15 protein-coding genes are annotated in these 14,706 nt (G+C 73.3%); 10 read left to right on the top strand and 5 right to left on the bottom strand.

Features of this window, described 5'->3' with window-relative positions:
* Positions 1-8 precede the first annotated feature (8 nt).
* A complete protein-coding gene (locus tag D4B81_RS04410; RefSeq protein ID WP_122261263.1) occupies positions 9-620 on the bottom strand; it encodes a DUF4126 domain-containing protein in 612 nt (203 codons plus the stop codon).
* 202 nt (positions 621-822) lie between these two features.
* On the opposite strand from D4B81_RS04410, the gene D4B81_RS04415 reads away from it, so the two are divergent.
* The 4 genes from D4B81_RS04415 (at position 823) to D4B81_RS04430 (ending at position 5,453) form a co-directional block, all read left to right on the top strand.
* Complete coding sequence (locus D4B81_RS04415; protein WP_122261264.1) at positions 823-1,323, top strand: SigE family RNA polymerase sigma factor; 501 nt, start codon at positions 823-825, stop codon at positions 1,321-1,323.
* Positions 1,316-2,749 carry a hypothetical protein gene (locus tag D4B81_RS04420; RefSeq protein ID WP_122261265.1) on the top strand — a complete coding sequence of 478 codons (1,434 nt, stop codon included), beginning with the start codon at positions 1,316-1,318 and terminating at the stop codon, positions 2,747-2,749. The genes D4B81_RS04415 and D4B81_RS04420 overlap by 8 nt, the downstream gene beginning before the upstream one ends.
* 102 nt (positions 2,750-2,851) lie before the next feature.
* Positions 2,852-3,343, top strand: coding sequence for a SigE family RNA polymerase sigma factor (locus D4B81_RS04425; protein WP_122261266.1), 492 nt, complete (start codon positions 2,852-2,854; stop codon positions 3,341-3,343).
* Positions 3,336-5,453, top strand: coding sequence for a hypothetical protein (locus D4B81_RS04430; RefSeq protein ID WP_122261267.1), 2,118 nt, complete (start codon positions 3,336-3,338; stop codon positions 5,451-5,453). The genes D4B81_RS04425 and D4B81_RS04430 overlap by 8 nt, the downstream gene beginning before the upstream one ends.
* Before the next feature lie 7 nt (positions 5,454-5,460).
* Here the strand turns inward: D4B81_RS04430 and D4B81_RS04435 are convergent, their stop codons facing one another.
* The 4 genes from D4B81_RS04435 to D4B81_RS04450 all read right to left on the bottom strand — a co-directional run bounded on the left by D4B81_RS04435 (position 5,461) and on the right by D4B81_RS04450 (position 7,740).
* Positions 5,461-5,847: a DUF3037 domain-containing protein gene (locus D4B81_RS04435; protein ID WP_122261268.1), complete on the bottom strand. Its 387-nt coding sequence runs from the start codon at positions 5,845-5,847 to the stop codon at positions 5,461-5,463.
* A complete protein-coding gene (locus D4B81_RS04440) occupies positions 5,844-6,617 on the bottom strand; it encodes a HipA family kinase (RefSeq protein WP_122261431.1) in 774 nt (257 codons plus the stop codon). The genes D4B81_RS04435 and D4B81_RS04440 overlap by 4 nt, the downstream gene beginning before the upstream one ends.
* Before the next feature lie 129 nt (positions 6,618-6,746).
* On the bottom strand, positions 6,747-7,190 hold the full coding sequence (locus tag D4B81_RS04445; RefSeq protein ID WP_097187310.1) for a VOC family protein: 444 nt from the start codon (positions 7,188-7,190) through the stop codon (positions 6,747-6,749).
* Positions 7,191-7,200: 10 nt separating this feature from the next.
* Entirely contained in the window at positions 7,201-7,740 is a 540-nt protein-coding gene (locus tag D4B81_RS04450) for a helix-turn-helix domain-containing protein (protein WP_122261432.1), read from the bottom strand.
* 76 nt (positions 7,741-7,816) lie between these two features.
* Between D4B81_RS04450 and D4B81_RS04455 the strand changes: the two genes are divergently transcribed.
* The 6 genes from D4B81_RS04455 to D4B81_RS04480 all read left to right on the top strand — a co-directional run bounded on the left by D4B81_RS04455 (position 7,817) and on the right by D4B81_RS04480 (position 14,580).
* Positions 7,817-8,308: a SigE family RNA polymerase sigma factor gene (locus D4B81_RS04455; protein ID WP_161964982.1), complete on the top strand. Its 492-nt coding sequence runs from the start codon at positions 7,817-7,819 to the stop codon at positions 8,306-8,308.
* Complete coding sequence (locus tag D4B81_RS04460) at positions 8,301-9,695, top strand: hypothetical protein (protein WP_122261270.1); 1,395 nt, start codon at positions 8,301-8,303, stop codon at positions 9,693-9,695. The genes D4B81_RS04455 and D4B81_RS04460 overlap by 8 nt, the downstream gene beginning before the upstream one ends.
* A gap of 22 nt (positions 9,696-9,717) precedes the next feature.
* Complete coding sequence (gene metG, locus D4B81_RS04465; protein WP_122261271.1) at positions 9,718-11,541, top strand: methionine--tRNA ligase; 1,824 nt, start codon at positions 9,718-9,720, stop codon at positions 11,539-11,541.
* A 22-nt stretch (positions 11,542-11,563) separates the two neighbouring features.
* Positions 11,564-12,412, top strand: a complete 849-nt coding sequence (locus tag D4B81_RS04470; RefSeq protein ID WP_122261272.1) for a TatD family hydrolase — start codon at positions 11,564-11,566, stop codon at positions 12,410-12,412.
* Positions 12,413-12,480: 68 nt separating this feature from the next.
* Positions 12,481-13,380, top strand: coding sequence for a 16S rRNA (adenine(1518)-N(6)/adenine(1519)-N(6))-dimethyltransferase RsmA (rsmA, locus tag D4B81_RS04475; RefSeq protein WP_122261273.1), 900 nt, complete (start codon positions 12,481-12,483; stop codon positions 13,378-13,380).
* Positions 13,381-13,587: 207 nt separating this feature from the next.
* Positions 13,588-14,580 carry a 4-(cytidine 5'-diphospho)-2-C-methyl-D-erythritol kinase gene (locus D4B81_RS04480; protein WP_122261274.1) on the top strand — a complete coding sequence of 331 codons (993 nt, stop codon included), beginning with the start codon at positions 13,588-13,590 and terminating at the stop codon, positions 14,578-14,580.
* The last annotated feature ends 126 nt before the right edge of the window (positions 14,581-14,706 follow it).

Genomic DNA, 14,706 nt, shown 5'->3' on the forward strand with positions numbered 1-14,706 from the left:
GCCTGCGCTCAGCTGTACCCGGCGTCCGCCATCAGGTCGTCCCGCCGTCGTCTACGCCTCGAGCTGCGCCGCCAGAGGACGAAGAGCCCCCACAGCAGCAGGAGCATCAGGAAGATCACCAGGACCGGAAGGAAGATCGCCACCAGCGAGAGGGTGATCGCGACTCCGTCCTCCGCGGCGGAGACCACCGGTGTGCCCAGGCCCCCGGTCGTGGTGTTGACCACGGGCCGCGTCACCGCCTTGCCGGTGTGCACGATCCCGGCCGTGACGATGCCGAGCAGCACCCCGACCCACGGGTTGTCCTGCATGAAGCTGGACCCCTGCTCGAGGTCCTGGGCGGCAGTCGTGGCGGCGAAGATCAGGCCGCCGGTCGCCGGCCGCACGAAGGTGCCGACCGCGTCGTTGATGTGGTCGACGATGGCGATCTTGTCGAGCACCACCTCCGAGAGCAGCAGGACGGCCGCGATGCCGATCGCCCACCACGACTCGATCCAGGCGTACTGGTGGGGCAGGTCGAGAACGTCGGTGAACCGCGCGATCAGCGCCACGAGGAGGAAGGGGATGTAGGCGTTCAGCCCCGCGGCCGCGGACAGGCCGGCTCCGGTGAGGGCAGCGAGCATGAGGTGCCTCGCCTTTCGTGTCGGCGTCCCCCGGCGGAGGGCGTCGCCACAGTCAACCACGGGGTATGGCGCACCTGTTCCCCGTGCGTCACCGGCCACTCGGCGCGGTGACGGCGCCGCACCACTCAACCTTTCGGCATACCGGGCCGTTGGGAGGATAGGTCCGTCGCAGGGGGACGGACCACCGACACGAAGAGGTGAGATGAACAAGGACCAGGAGGAGGGCTTCGCGGACTTCGTCCGGGCGGCTTCCCCGCGTCTGCTCACCTCGGCGTGGATGCTCTGCGGTGACCCGCACGTCGCCGAGGAGCTGGTGCAGGAGTCGCTGGCGCGGGTCTACGTGCACTGGCGGCGGGTGAGGGCCGACAACCCGACGGCCTACGCCCGCCGCGTGCTCGTCAACCTGCACACCGACCGGTGGCGCACGCGTCGCCGCGAGGTGCTCACCGACTCGGTGCCGAACACGGACCCCTCTCCTGGGCACCAGGTCGCGCTGCGTCTCGACCTCGACCTGGCCCAGGCTCTGCAGGCACTGCCGCGCCGCGAGCGCGAGTGCGTGGTCCTGCGGCACTACCTCGACCTGTCGGAGAAGGACACCGCGGCGACGCTCGGCGTCTCCACCGGCACGGTCAAGAGCTCGACCTCACGCGGGCTGGCCGCCCTGCGCGCCGCCCTGACCGAAGGGGAACCGAACCATGTCTGACGACCTCGACCGCTCCGCCGCCCTGCTCGACCGTGCCGACGAGCTCGCGCCCGTCATGTTCGTCGAGCCGGACGCCGTCATCGCCCGGGGGCGCCGCAAGGTGCACCGCCGTCGCACCTCCGCGGCCGCGGGCGTCGGCTCTCTCGCCCTTGTCGGTGCCCTGTGGCTCGGCGGACCTCTCAACCCGTTCGCCTCCACCGGCGACCCGGTGCCGGCGTCGGTCAGCTGGCAGGACGGCGTGGCCGTCGAGCTGTTCGACAACGAGCCGAACCCCGTCCACGAGGCCGACCGGGTCCACTGGACGGGCGAGCTGCGCAGCGCCCAGGGGGCGGCCTTCCCCGAGCTCGTGCTCACCCGTGACGGCGAGCAGCTCGAGCCGCTGCCCGCGCAGGACGGCCCCGGTGACGTGCTGGTCTTCGGCGTCGAGGGGTTGCGCGTGGCGGTGTGGGAGTCACCGCCGGGCAGCCTCGGCGAGACCCCGCTGTGGTCCCCGGGCGTCCACCGTGGCCAGGGCGGCACGGCGGAGGTCGACGGCGCACTCCTGCGGTATGCCGTCGCCGAGTTCGTCCCCGGCGCGTCCGCCCGGCTGGAGGAGCTGTACTGGTACGACGAGACCGCAGCACACTCCGCCAGCCGGGCCCCGGTGGCGAGCACGAGGATGGGCGTCAACGGCTCGGAGGCGCTCGTGATGCTGGACGAGGCGCGCGAGGTATGGGGTGCGACCCCCCTCGGCGAGCACCTGGGGCCCGCCCACGTGGAGCGGCTCGTGTCGGGCTCAGGCTTGACCGGGTGGATGGGCGGGTCGCTCGTGACCACGTCGCTCGGTGTGCTGCCGCCCGGCGCGACAGATCTCGCGGTCACCCCGGACACCGCGACCCTGGCGTCCACGCCGCTCGGCTCGCGCACCGCCGTGCTGGCCGCCGACCCGAGCCTGACCGACACCGTCCCGCAGGTCCGCTTCACGCTGGACGGGGAGCAACACGTCCTGGAGAGCTACGCCCAGGACCAGGGACGGCCGCTCGACGTCGGCAGCGGGCAGGTCCTCGTCACCGCCCAGCCCGAGGCGCTCGAGATGCGCCGGGGTGAGGACTACACGCTCATTGCCGCCGAGGACCTGCGCGACGGGACGGCGTTCACCGTGCCTGTCCTTGGCGGCCATGCCGTCGTCATCCCGGGCTGGGCGCCCGACGCGGAGATCGAGGACCTTCGCGCCCTCGTCGGTACCGACGGCGACGAACGCTGGGTCGAGGTGGAGGCCGCCCACGTCGGGGCCCTGTTCGACGGCCGTCCGCTGGTCGTCCTCGGCCTGGACCGCGGGGTGGTCGGGGAGGGTGAGACGGTCCGTGGCGTGGGCGTCCAGGGTGAGGGCGACGTCACGCCGCACACCCTCACCCAGGGCGTCGTCCCGCTCGACCCCGATCTCTGAGCCGCACGTCGTAGCCGCGCGCCACGGCCCGCCCCCAACCTTTCGACGTCCTGCTCCGTTACCGGGGCGAGGACAGGGCAGGATGCTCCAGGAGGAGGCAGGGTGAGCAGCAGTGACGACGTGGCCTACGTCGAGTTCGTGGACGCGACGAGGTCGAGTCTGCTGGCCTACGCCTGGCTGCTCACCGCCGACGGCCACGCCGCCGAGGACCTCGTCCAGGAGACGCTGGTCCGGGTCTACGTGCGGTGGCGCAGGCTCCGAGGAGGGCAGCCCCTCGCCTACGCCCGGCGGGTGCTGTCCAACCTGCACACCGACCGCTGGCGCACCCGTCGTCGGGAGGTGCTGCGCGAGGAGGTGCCGGAGGCGGCATACACCTTCGACCCGATGACCACCGAGCTGGTCCGCGCCCTCCAGCAGCTCTCTCCGCGCGAGCGCGAGTGCGTGGTGCTGCGTCACTACCTCGACCAGTCCGAGAAGGACACCGCGGCCACCCTCGGCATCAGCGTGGGGTCGGTCAAGAGCTACACGTCCAAGGGGCTCGCCGGACTGCGGCCGCTGCTGAGCACCACCACGGAGGAGGAGCGTTATGTCTGAGCCGACGCTGAGCCAGCTGCTGGACCGGGCGGTCCACCACGCGCCCCCGATGGACCTGGCGACCGACGAGCTGCTCGCTGCGGGACGCGGCCGGGTGCGTCGTCGCCGGGCTGCCGGGGCCGGTGGGGTCCTGGGCGCCGTGGCGGTCGTCGCTGCGGTGTGGGGCGGGCTGGCCGGAGGTGCCGGCTCCCTCCCGGGCACGACCGACCTCGGACCCGCCGGGCCCGTCTGGGAGCAGGGCGAGGTCGTCGACGCGGCGCTGTTCACCGGTCTCCAGACCATCGACGAGGAGGGGGTCGAGCACCTCTACGACGGCCGGCTGACACGGTCGGCGGGGACGGGCCCGGTCGTCCTCGAGCTGTCCGACGGCGGGGTGGTGGTCGAGCGCATCCCGGCCGAGTCCCCGATCGATGGTCTCGAGGTCTTCGCGGGCGAGCGCATGACGGTCGCGCTGTGGGCCGAGCCGGAGGGGACCGTGTCGTCGGTGCCGCTGGTCGGCCCGGTGGACCCCGGCGGCCCGGCCGGGCGCAACCAGGGCCCCGAGATCTCCGGCGAGCAGACCGCGTATGCCGTGTGGCCGGCCGGTGTGGCGGGCCTCACCGTGCCGGACCAGGTCCGCGACGTCTACCTGATCGGCAGGGACGAGGTGGCCGCCCTCTCCGGCGCAGGGGTGGAGTCCGCCCAGCTGCGGGCGGGCGGCCAGCGCGCGCTCGCCTGGTCCGACCCCGCGACCGGGGTGTGGGGCTATGCCGTCGACGACCAGGCGTACCCGGTCCTCGTGCAACTCGGCGACCAGCCGGCGCAGACCTCGGGCTACGTCGCCTCGGAGGACGGCTTCGCGATCGCGGTCCATCTGCTGCCCGAGGGTGCTTCGGTGCGCACTGACGGGGCAGTCGAAGGACGCCTCGACAGCGCGGTGCTGGGCGGCCGCGAGGTGGTGCTCGCGGAGGCTCGGGGCGACAACGCCCCGGACGTCTCCTTCCGCCTCGGGCAGCGGGAGTACACGGGGCAGTCCTACCAGGACGACCTGCTCACCCTGGACCTCGGCAGCCAGCTGCTGTCCCCGGCCGAGTCCCTGGAGCAGCCGGGCGCGCTCCAGCTCCTCACGAGCAGCGGTGAGCGGTCGGTCCTCACGCTCGGGGCCGAGGAGCTCGAGCAGGGGCTGGTCACCTCGACGGTCGACGGTCGGTCCGTGGTGGTCGCCACCGGGTGGGACGGCGGCGCCGGGGTGCTGACCGACGCACGGGTCGAGCTGGACGACGGGACGGGACCCCGCTGGGTGGTTCCGGACGACGTGGCGCAGATCGTGCTGACCCACGGACGGTTGGTCAGCGTGCTCGTGGTCGACCTGGCGGGCAGTGACCAGGTCGTGGCCGTGGGACGCCAGGACGGCGACCAGGTCCAGCGGTGGGACCCGCCGGTGCTCGCCGCCGGGGTCGAGTGGCGGCAGGTGGACAGCGCCCCGGTGCCCTTCGTGGACGGGGCGGCGCTGCCCCGCCTCGACGACGGGGCCACGGACGGGGTCAGGCACTACGCCGAGGGGCCGGGGTCGGCCCGAGGGTTTGTCGTGCTGCCGGGGCAGGCGGCGGGAGCCACCTTCGTCCCCCTCCTCGAGGGGGACGGTGAGCTGCTGTCCGCGCCGGAGATGGTGCAGCAGATGGACGAGGTCGAGGTCGACGGCGACGTCAGCACCGTCCTCACGATCGTCGGCGGGCTGGATGCCGACGGTCGGTCGACCCTGGCCGGCGTGGCCGCCCAGCGGGCAGCCGAGGGTGCCGCGAACACCTGGACGGTGGTCGGTGATGCTTCCTCCGCGCACCTGGTCGTGGACCCGGGGCTCGTGGTCACCATCGGCGCCGAGCAGGGGGTGTGGCTGGTCTACCCCACGGGGTCGGTCGACCCGGCGCAGCTGCAGGCCGGTCGGATCGGCCAGGACCTGGCCCTCCTGGGGAGCGACCCCGGGACGGACAGCGCCCTCGTCGCGGTCCACCCGGAGGACGCCCCGGCACCCCGGGTGGGCGTCGACGACGGGCAGCTGGAGCCGGTGGTCACCCATCCGGTGCCCCAGCTCGACCTGGTGGTGCGGGTCTGGACGCTCACCGGGCCGTGAGCCCCCGTCAGGCGGTGCGGCGGACCAGCACCTGCACCAGGTGCTCGAGGGTCACCGCCGGGTCCTCGGTGGTCCCGCCGTGGACCGGGCCCGGCTGCACGATCGTGCTCCGGGGGGCGCTGAGCCAGCCGAAGCGCGGCCCCAGCCGGTCCAGCCGGGGGGTGCTCGGCGAGTGCTCGCCGGCGGCGACACGGCATACCTGGTCCAGTGCGGAGCGCACCGCCTCCAGGTCGAGGTCGGGGTCGAGCGCAAGGGCCCGGGCGTCGTCGAGCGCGAACGCGCCCCGCAGGAAGTCGGCCTCCTGGCTGTAGAGCACCACCCCGACGTTGATGAACTCCTCGCGCTCCACGCGCGGGACCAGGCGGAGCACGACGTACTGGTAGTCGGAACTCATGCCCTTCCTCCCGGGAGCCAGACCGCAGGGGTCGTGACGCGGGCGAGGAGGTGCTCGAGGTATGCCGCTCGCACGCTCCGGACGTCCGGCAGGTGGTCCGTGGTCTCCAGCCACCCGTCGGGCACCTGGTCCAGCACGTCCGCGACGAGCTCGGGGGTGACCTGCGGCGCCAGCTCGGCGTGCGCTCCCGGCAGGTCGGTCGCCAGCCCGCCCAGGACGTGGTCGTCGGCGCCGACCCGAAACGGCTGGGAGGAGAAGCGCTGCGGGTCCGGCGCGCGGCTGGGCCAGGAGTGGTGGAAGTAGAGCGCTGCGCCGTGGTCGATGAGCCAGGTCCGGCGGTGCCAGGTCAGCAGGTTGGGGTTGGACCAGGTGCGGTCGACGTTGGCGGTGAACGCGTCGAGCCACAGGACGCGGGAGGCGAGGTCGGCGTCCGGGGGTCGCGAGCCGTCGTAGCCGAGGGCGCCGGGCAGCAGGTCGACGCCGAGGTTGGTGCCGGGGGAGGCGTTGAGGAGGTCCTGCACCTCCTGGTCGGCCTCGTAGCGGGCCATCGCCGACGGCAGGTCGATGGTCACGAGACGGGGGACGGGCAGCCCGAGCCGCCGGGCGAGCTCTCCGACGACCACCTCGGCCACGAGCACCTTCAGTCCCTGGCCGGCGCCCCGGAACTTCACGACATAGGTCCCCAGGTCGGCTCCCTCGACGACGCCCGGCATCGACCCGCCCTCGCGCAGCGGCGTGACGTAGCGGACGGCGGTGACGTGGTCGAGCACGTGCGTCAGGCTAGCCGCCCCGTCGCGCTGACGCGGCCGCCCGCCCACGGCCTCCGGCTCGGCGTGGTCGCTCGACGACGACCTTCATCGCCCTCTGGCACGATGAAGGTCCCGCCAGGGCGACCACCCTCAGCCGAGGTCCTCCCGGGTCATCGTCGCCGGGTCGTACTCCCGGCGCTCGACCAGGACCATCCAGTTGCCGGAGTTGTCGCGCATCAGCGCCTCCACGCCGTAGGGCCGCTCGGCCGGCTCCTGCAGGAACTCCACCCCCTTGGCGACGAGCTCCGCGTGGGTGGCGCGGCAGTCGTCCACGGTGAGACCCACGCCCGGCAGCCCGCCGTCGGCCTGAGCCCGCCGCATCGCCTCGACGAGCTCCGGGGACAGCGGCTCCCCGGGGGTGGTGAGGTGCAGGTGGAGCTCAGGCTGTTGCGGGTGCACGACGGTCAGCCACCGGAAGTCGGGGCCGAGCCGCACGTCGTCACCCTTCTCGAAGCCGAGGACGTCGGTGTAGAAGGCGAGGGACTCGTCCAGGTCGGTGACCCAGACGCTGACGAGGGAGACGTTGGTGATCATGGGCTCGACGCTAGCCTCCGTCTGGCGGGGCTGGCTTCTCCTCGGTTGCGCTCCGGTCGGGGCGGTCGGGGCGGTCGGGGCCGTCGGGGGCGGGTGCGGCGCTCCTCCGACGCTCCGCCAGCCCCCACATGAGCACGTAGCAGCCGGGGATGCGCGGGGCGCCGGACACGGCATACCTGCGCTGGAACGCGCTCGGGGTCTCGCCGGTGATCTCGTGGAAGCGGCTGCTGAACGACCCGAGGCTGCTGAACCCGACGGCATGGCAGACCTCGGTGACCGTGAGGTTGGTGCTGCGCAGCAGGTCCTGGGCCCGCTCCACCCGCCGCTCGGAGAGGTAGGCGCCTGGGGTCCGCCCGTAGGTGCGGCGGAAGAGCCGCAGGAAGTGGTACTTGCTCAGGCCCGCGACGGCCGCGAGCGCGTCGAGGTCGAGGGGCTCGGGGTAGGAGCGGTCGATGTGGTCCCGCGCACGACGCAGGTGGACGAGGACGTCGCCTGGCACGCGGCCGGGAGCACGCCCGGTCGGGGCGGGGGGCCGCGGGTCTGCCGTCACGATGTCTGGCAGTGTCCCCCACCTTTGGACGTCCCCGCACGTTGGATGGGTGAGAGTTGTCCCCGGAGGAGGCGGTATGCGCGCGGTGCACGAGCAGGAGTTCGTCACCTTCTTCGACGACGCCTCGCCCCGGCTCCTCAGCGCCGCCTGGCTCCTGACCGGCGAGCAGCAAGGTGCCGAGGACCTCGTCCAGGAGGCGCTCGCGCGGACCTACGCACGCTGGGGGAAGGTCCGCGGCGGCAACCCGCTCGCCTTCGCCCGACGGGTGATGGTCAACCTGCACACCGACCGCTGGCGCAAGCACCGCCGGGAGCTGCTCACGGACGACGTGCCGGAGCCGACCGTCGGGGACCTGCGCACCTCGCACCACCTCGACCTCGTGCGTGCCCTGCGTCGGCTGAGCCCCCGCGAGCGCGAGTGCGTGGTGCTCCGGCACTACCTGGACCTGTCCGAGAGACAGACCGCCGAGGCGCTCGGGATCAGCGTCGGGTCGGTCAAGAGCTACACGATGCACGGGGTGCGCGGCCTGCGTGCCCAGCTGCTGGAAGGGGAGCAGACCCATGTCTGACCACGACGGCTCCGACCGCGACGTCCTGGCCCTGCTCGACCGGGCCGCCGCAGACACCCCGCCGCTCCACCTGGACCGCCACGATGTCGTCGCCCGGGGTCGCCAGCTCGCCCGGCGCCGCCACGCGGCGGTGTCCGGAGGTATGTCGATCGCCGCCCTCGCGCTGGCCGGCACGGTCTGGCTCGGGCTGGGTTGGGGAGGTCCCCTGCTGGGGACGACCGAGATCACGCCGGCAGGCGTCTCGTGGGAGGCGGACGAGTCCTCGCCCGTGGTCCTGCCTGACGGGCTCCAGCTCGTCGGCAACGTCGAGCCCCGGACGCTGACCCGGACACCCTCGTCCTCGACCGCGACCCTCGTCGTCGACGGTGTCGAGGAGACGGTGGAGGGGCGGACCCTGCCAGGAGGTGTCGAGGTGTACGTCGGCGAGGGGGCGACGGTCGCGGTGTGGGACCACCCTCGCGGGGCGTCGCCGGAGGCGGTCGTCGTTCCCCAGCCGCAGGGCGGGTGGGGCTCGACGACGGTCACGGTGGACGGCGAGGAGCTCAGGTACTGGGTCACGGAGGAGGCGGGGTACGTGCCGGAGGACGTGCTCTTCCACGACGGGGAGCAGATGTGGGCCGCCGGCGGGGCCGTCGCGCAGACGGCTGACCTGCGCGACGGCGAGGTGCGGCTCACGGCGGTGTCCCTCCCGGACCACGGGCTCGTGGGCTACCTCGACGGGGACTCGTTCTCCGAGGTCGACACGGTGACGGTCGCCGGTGTTGACCGGCCCTGGTGGCGGGGCGGCGGGCATGACCTCACCATGGTGGCGCGCCTGCCCCGCGAGGCGGTCCTCGCCCGCGAGGTGCTGCGCGACGACCCGCGCGGGAGCCTGGTCCGCGCCTCGGAGCCGCGACCGACCGCGCTCGTCGGACCGTGGTCGATGGTCCTCTTCGCCAGCGGGTGGGCGCCCGGAGGCCTGGACAGCTCCGACCTCCACCATCAGGTCCAGTGGTCCTCGGACGGCGAGACGTGGCACGACCAGCCGCTCGACCTGGACCTGCGCGCAGCGGAGATGCCGTCCGTGCCGGAGGGTGCCGTCGGCCCCGGCGAGGAGGTCACGCTGCTCGGTGAGGTGTACCGCGTCGCCCTCGACGCGCACGGGTGGCCCCGGTTGGTCGAGGGGGACGGTCGGACCTTCCTCACCGTGTCGGACGAGACCGGCCCTTCCGCCGGCGGGACCGTCCTGTGGCGGGAGCACTGGTGGCCCTGGTCGGACCGCAATGCGGTGCACTTCTCGGTCGGGGAGGACGTGCCTCCTGTCGGCCAGGAGGAGGCCGAGGACCCGGTGCGGATCTGGGGCCCGGCCGGGGTGGTGACCCTCGTCGCCGTGCCGGCTGGCACCTGAGGCCCACCTAGACTGGGGCCCCATGACCCACGTCCTCACCGCCGTCGCCTGGCCCTACGCCAACGGTCCGCGCCACATCGGGCACGTCGCCGGCTTCGGGGTGCCCTCGGACGTCTTCAGCCGCTACCTGCGGATGGCGGGGCACGACGTGCTCATGGTGAGCGGGTCCGACGAGCACGGCACCCCGATCCTCGTCCAGGCCGACAAGGCCGGGATGAGCCCGCAGGCGTTCATCGACGTCAACCACCGCGTCATCGCCGAGGACCTCGTCGCGCTCGGCGTCTCCTACGACCTCTACACGCGCACGACCACCGCCAACCACCACTCCGTCGTCCAGCAGATGTTTCTCGCCTGCCACGCCAACGGCTACATGGTGGAGCAGACCCAGCAGGTGGCGATCAGCCCGTCCACGGGCCGTACCCTCCCTGACCGCTTCATCGAGGGCACCTGCCCGATCTGCGGCTACCCGGACGCGCGCGGGGACCAGTGCGACAACTGCGGCAACCAGCTCGACCCGACCGACCTCAAGGACCCGCGCAGCAAGATCAACGGCGAGACCCCGGAGTTCAAGGACACCCAGCACTTCTTCCTCGACCTGCCCGCGCTCGCCGAGGCGCTGGGCAGCTGGCTCGACGGCCGTGAGGAGAGCGGGCTGTGGCGCCCCAACGTCATCAAGTTCTCGCAGAACATCCTCGAGGAGATCCGTCCGCGGGCGATGACCCGCGACATCGACTGGGGCATCACCGTGCCGCTGCCCGGCTGGCAGGAGGACCGGACCAAGAAGCTCTACGTCTGGTTCGACGCCGTCATCGGCTACCTGTCCGCCTCTGTCGAGTGGGCCCGCCGCAGCGGTGACGCCGAGCGCTGGAGGGAGTGGTGGAACGACCCCCAGGCGCTGTCCTACTACTTCATGGGCAAGGACAACATCACCTTCCACTCCCAGATCTGGCCCGCCGAGATGCTTGCCCACAACGGCGAGGGCTCCCTCGGCGGGCAGGTCGGCCCCTACGGCCACCTCAACCTGCCCACCGAGGTGGTCTCGAGCGAGTTCCTGACGATGGAGGGCAGGCAGTTCTCCACCTCGCGCAACGTCGTCATCTACGTGCGCGACGTGCTGGAGCGCTACCAGCCGGACGCCCTGCGCTACTTCCTGTCGGCCGCCGCCCCCGAGACGTCCGACTCCGACTTCTCCTGGCCGGAGTTCGTCAAGCGCACCAACACCGAGCTCGTCGCCGGCTGGGGCAACCTCGTCAACCGGACCGCGTCGATGATCGCCAAGAACTTCGGCGAGATCCCCGCACCCGGTCCGCTCGAGCCGGTCGACGAGGCGCTGCTGGCGCAGGTCGCTGCGGGCTTCGGCACCGTGGGCGGCCTGATCGCCGCCCACAGGCAGAAGGCCGGCCTGGCGGAGGCCATGCGCCTCGTGGGCGAGGCCAACGCCTACGTCTCGACGACCGAGCCGTTCAAGCTCAAGGGCGAGGACCAGCGCGAGCGCCTCGCCACCGTCCTGCACGTGCTCGCCCAGGCGGTCGTCGACCTCAACACCCTGCTCTCGCCCTACCTCCCGCACAGCTCGACGGCGGTGCACCAGGCCCTCGGCGGGGAGGGCCCCTTCCAGCCGATGCCCGAGATCCGCGAGGTCGGCGACCTGGACGACCCCGCCCGCCCGGACTATCCCGTCATCACCGGCGACTACGCCTCCGCCCCCCGCTGGGCGCACCGCCCCGTGCAGGTGGGCGCGCCCGTGGCGCGGCCGACCCCGATCTTCACCAAGCTCGACCCGTCGGTGGTGGAGGAGGAGCGGGCGCGGCTCGGCCTGGTCGACGCGGCGCAGGCCCAGGTATGACGTCACGCACCCGGGTGCGGCCGTGACCGACGCGCGCCTGGCCGAGCGTCCGGAGCTGCCCGACCGCCTGCCCCTGCCGGTCGTCGACAACCACTGCCACCTCGACATCCGGCGCGACGACGCCCCGGAGGTCGCGCTGCGGCAGGTCATCTCCGAGGCGGCCTCCGTCGGCGTCGACCGTCTCGTCCAGATCGGGTGCGACATCGGCTCCGCGCGCTGGACGGCGGCGGTCGTGGACGAGCACCCGGCCCTCCTCGGCGGGGTGGCCATCCACCCCAACGAGGTGCCCCGGCACCAGGCCGCGGGGGACCTGGACGACGTCCTCGACGAGATCGCCTCTCTCGCACAGCATCCCCGGATCCGGGTTATCGGGGAGACGGGCCTCGACTACTACCGCACCCGTCCGGAAGGTGTCGCGGTGCAGCAGGAGTCGTTCCGTCGCCACATCGCGCTCGCCAAGCGCCTCGGCCTCGCCCTGCAGATCCACGACCGGGACGCCCATGACGACGTGCTGCGCATCCTCGCCGAGGAGGGCGCCCCGGAGCGGACGGTGCTGCACTGCTACTCCGGGGACATGGAGATGGCCCGGGAGTGCGTGCGCCGCGGCTACTACCTCTCCTTCGCCGGCACGGTGACCTTCCGGTCGGCCAAGGACCTGCGCGACGCGCTCTCCGTCACCCCGATGGAGCACCTCCTCGTCGAGACGGACGCCCCCTACCTCACCCCCACCCCCCACCGGGGCCGCGCCAACGCGCCCTACCTCGTCCCGCACACCGTCAGGGCCATGGCGGCCACCCTCAACACCAGCGTGCCGCAGCTGTGCCAGGCGCTCTCGGACAACAGCGAGCACGTCTACGGCCCCTGGTCCTGACCACCGGGCCTGCGGGCGCCGGGCCGGCGGTGCCGGTGGGCGCCGCCGCCGTGGCGGATAATGCAGCGGTGACCGAGCCCGAGGACCCCGCCGACGACCCCGCCGAGCGGCCCGGCGCCGCCCTGCTCGGGCCCGCCGAGATCCGCACCCTGGCGGCACGGCTCGGGATCCGCCCCACCAAGCAGTGGGGCCAGAACTTCGTCATCGACAAGGGCACGGTCCGCCGCATCGTCCGGACCGCCGACCTCACCCCCGACGACGTCGTCCTCGAGGTCGGGCCCGGCCTCGGCTCCCTCACCCTGGCGCTCCTGCCGCAGGTCGCCCACGTGACCGCCGTCGAGATCGACCCCGTCCTGGCCGACGAGCTCCCACGGACCGTCGCCGACCACGCTCCCGACCTGGCCGACCGGCTCACGGTCCTGCACGCGGACGCCCTCCGCATCACCGACCTCCCGGACCCCCGACCCACCGCCCTGGTCGCCAACCTGCCCTACAACGTCGCCGTCCCCGTCGTCCTCCACCTGCTCGCCACCGTGCCGACCCTGCAGAAGGTCCTGGTCATGGTCCAGCTCGAGGTGGCCGAGCGGCTCGCCGCGGGACCCGGCGGCAGGGTCTACGGCGTCCCGAGCGTCAAGGCCGCGTGGTACGCCGACGTCACCAGCGCCGGGCGCATCGGCCGGCACGTCTTCTGGCCCGCCCCCAACGTCGACTCCGGCCTGGTCCGGATGGTCCGCCACGAGCCGCCGGCCAGCGCCGCGACCCGCCAGGAGGTCTTCGCCGTGGTCGACGCGGCCTTCGCCCAGCGCCGCAAGACGCTGCGCGCGGCACTGTCCGGCTGGGCCGGCTCCGGGGTCGCCGCGGAGGAGCTGCTCCGCGCCGCGGGGGTCGACCCGCAGGCCCGGGGCGAGGTGCTCACGGTCGGCGATTTCGCCCGGATCGCCGAGGCCGCACGTACACGGGCCGGGTGAGCGGGCGTGCGCCCACTCCTGTCGTGCTCACATCGCTCCCCGACGTCGGTGGAGCGACCGGAGTGGCGGGAAGGCGACAGCAGGGTGGCGGCGTCGCGCCCGGCGACAGCAGGGGCCCGAACGGGACAGCAGAGGCCCGGTGCCAGGGGACCGACGGCATACCCCTGAGCCCACGGAGGGCCCCGCCAACCCCCTAGGGTGAGGCGCATGAGGTCAGCGGAGATGTCAGGCGTGGTGAGCTGCCGGGTGCCCGGCAAGATCAACCTCGACCTGTCCGTGGGCCCCCTGCGCGAGGACGGTTACCACGAGCTGTCGACCGTCTTCCACGCCGTGAGCGTCTACGACAGGGTCACCGTCCAGCTCGCGGACCGGTGGTCGGTGCACGTCAGCGGTCCCTACGCCGACCGCGTCCCCACCGACGACACCAACCTCGCGCTCGTGGCCGCCAGGACGCTGGCGCGCCGTCGGCCACGAGGGCTGCGGCTGAGCCCGGTGCGCATCGACATCGACAAGCAGATCCCGGTCGCCGGGGGGATGGCGGGGGGCTCGGCCGACGCCGCCGGCGCCCTGGTGGCCTGTCGCGAGCTGTGGGGCCTGGACCACGTCGAGAACGACCTGCTCGAGGAGATCGCCGCCGGTCTCGGCTCCGACGTCCCCTTCCTGCTCCACGGCGGCACCGCGATCGGGTCGGGCCGGGGCGAGCAGGTCACCCCGGTCCTCGCGCGGGGTGAGCTGCACTGGGTGCTCTGGGCGGGCGAGGGGCTGGGTCTGTCCACCCCCGCCGTGTATGCCGAGTGCGACCGGCTGCGCGCCGAGCAGGGACGGCGCGTGGATCCGCCCCAGCCGTCCGGCGAGCTGATGACGGCGCTGCGGCGGATGGACCCCGAGGCCGTCGCCGAGCACCTCCACAACGACCTGCAGGAGGCAGCCGTCTCGCTGCGGCCGATCCTCGCCGAGGTGCTCGAGGTGGGACTCGACCTCGGTGCGCGGGCCGGGATCGTGTCGGGGAGCGGGCCGACCGTCGCCTTCCTCGTCGGCACCCAGGCGCAGGCCATCGACCTCTCGGTCGGCCTGGCGGCCAACGGTCCGAAGGGTGACATCCTGCGCGCGGTGGGCCCGGCTGCCGGCGCCGCGCTGGTCCAGTGGCGCGCGAGCGCGCCGCCCCCCGGCCCGCAGCTGCCGGGACCGGTGCCCGGCTGAGCCCGTCGCGGCCAGGACGCGCGGCTGCCGCCGTCGGGCCGAGGACACGGGTGTCCCGGGCGAGGACACGGGTGCCCACCGCGAGGACCGGTCCCCGCCCCGCCACGGATACCTGGCCGGCCACAC

The organism is Ornithinimicrobium cerasi (assembly GCF_003702705.1).
In the GTDB taxonomy this organism is placed as follows: Bacteria; Actinomycetota; Actinomycetes; order Actinomycetales; family Dermatophilaceae; genus Ornithinicoccus; species Ornithinicoccus cerasi.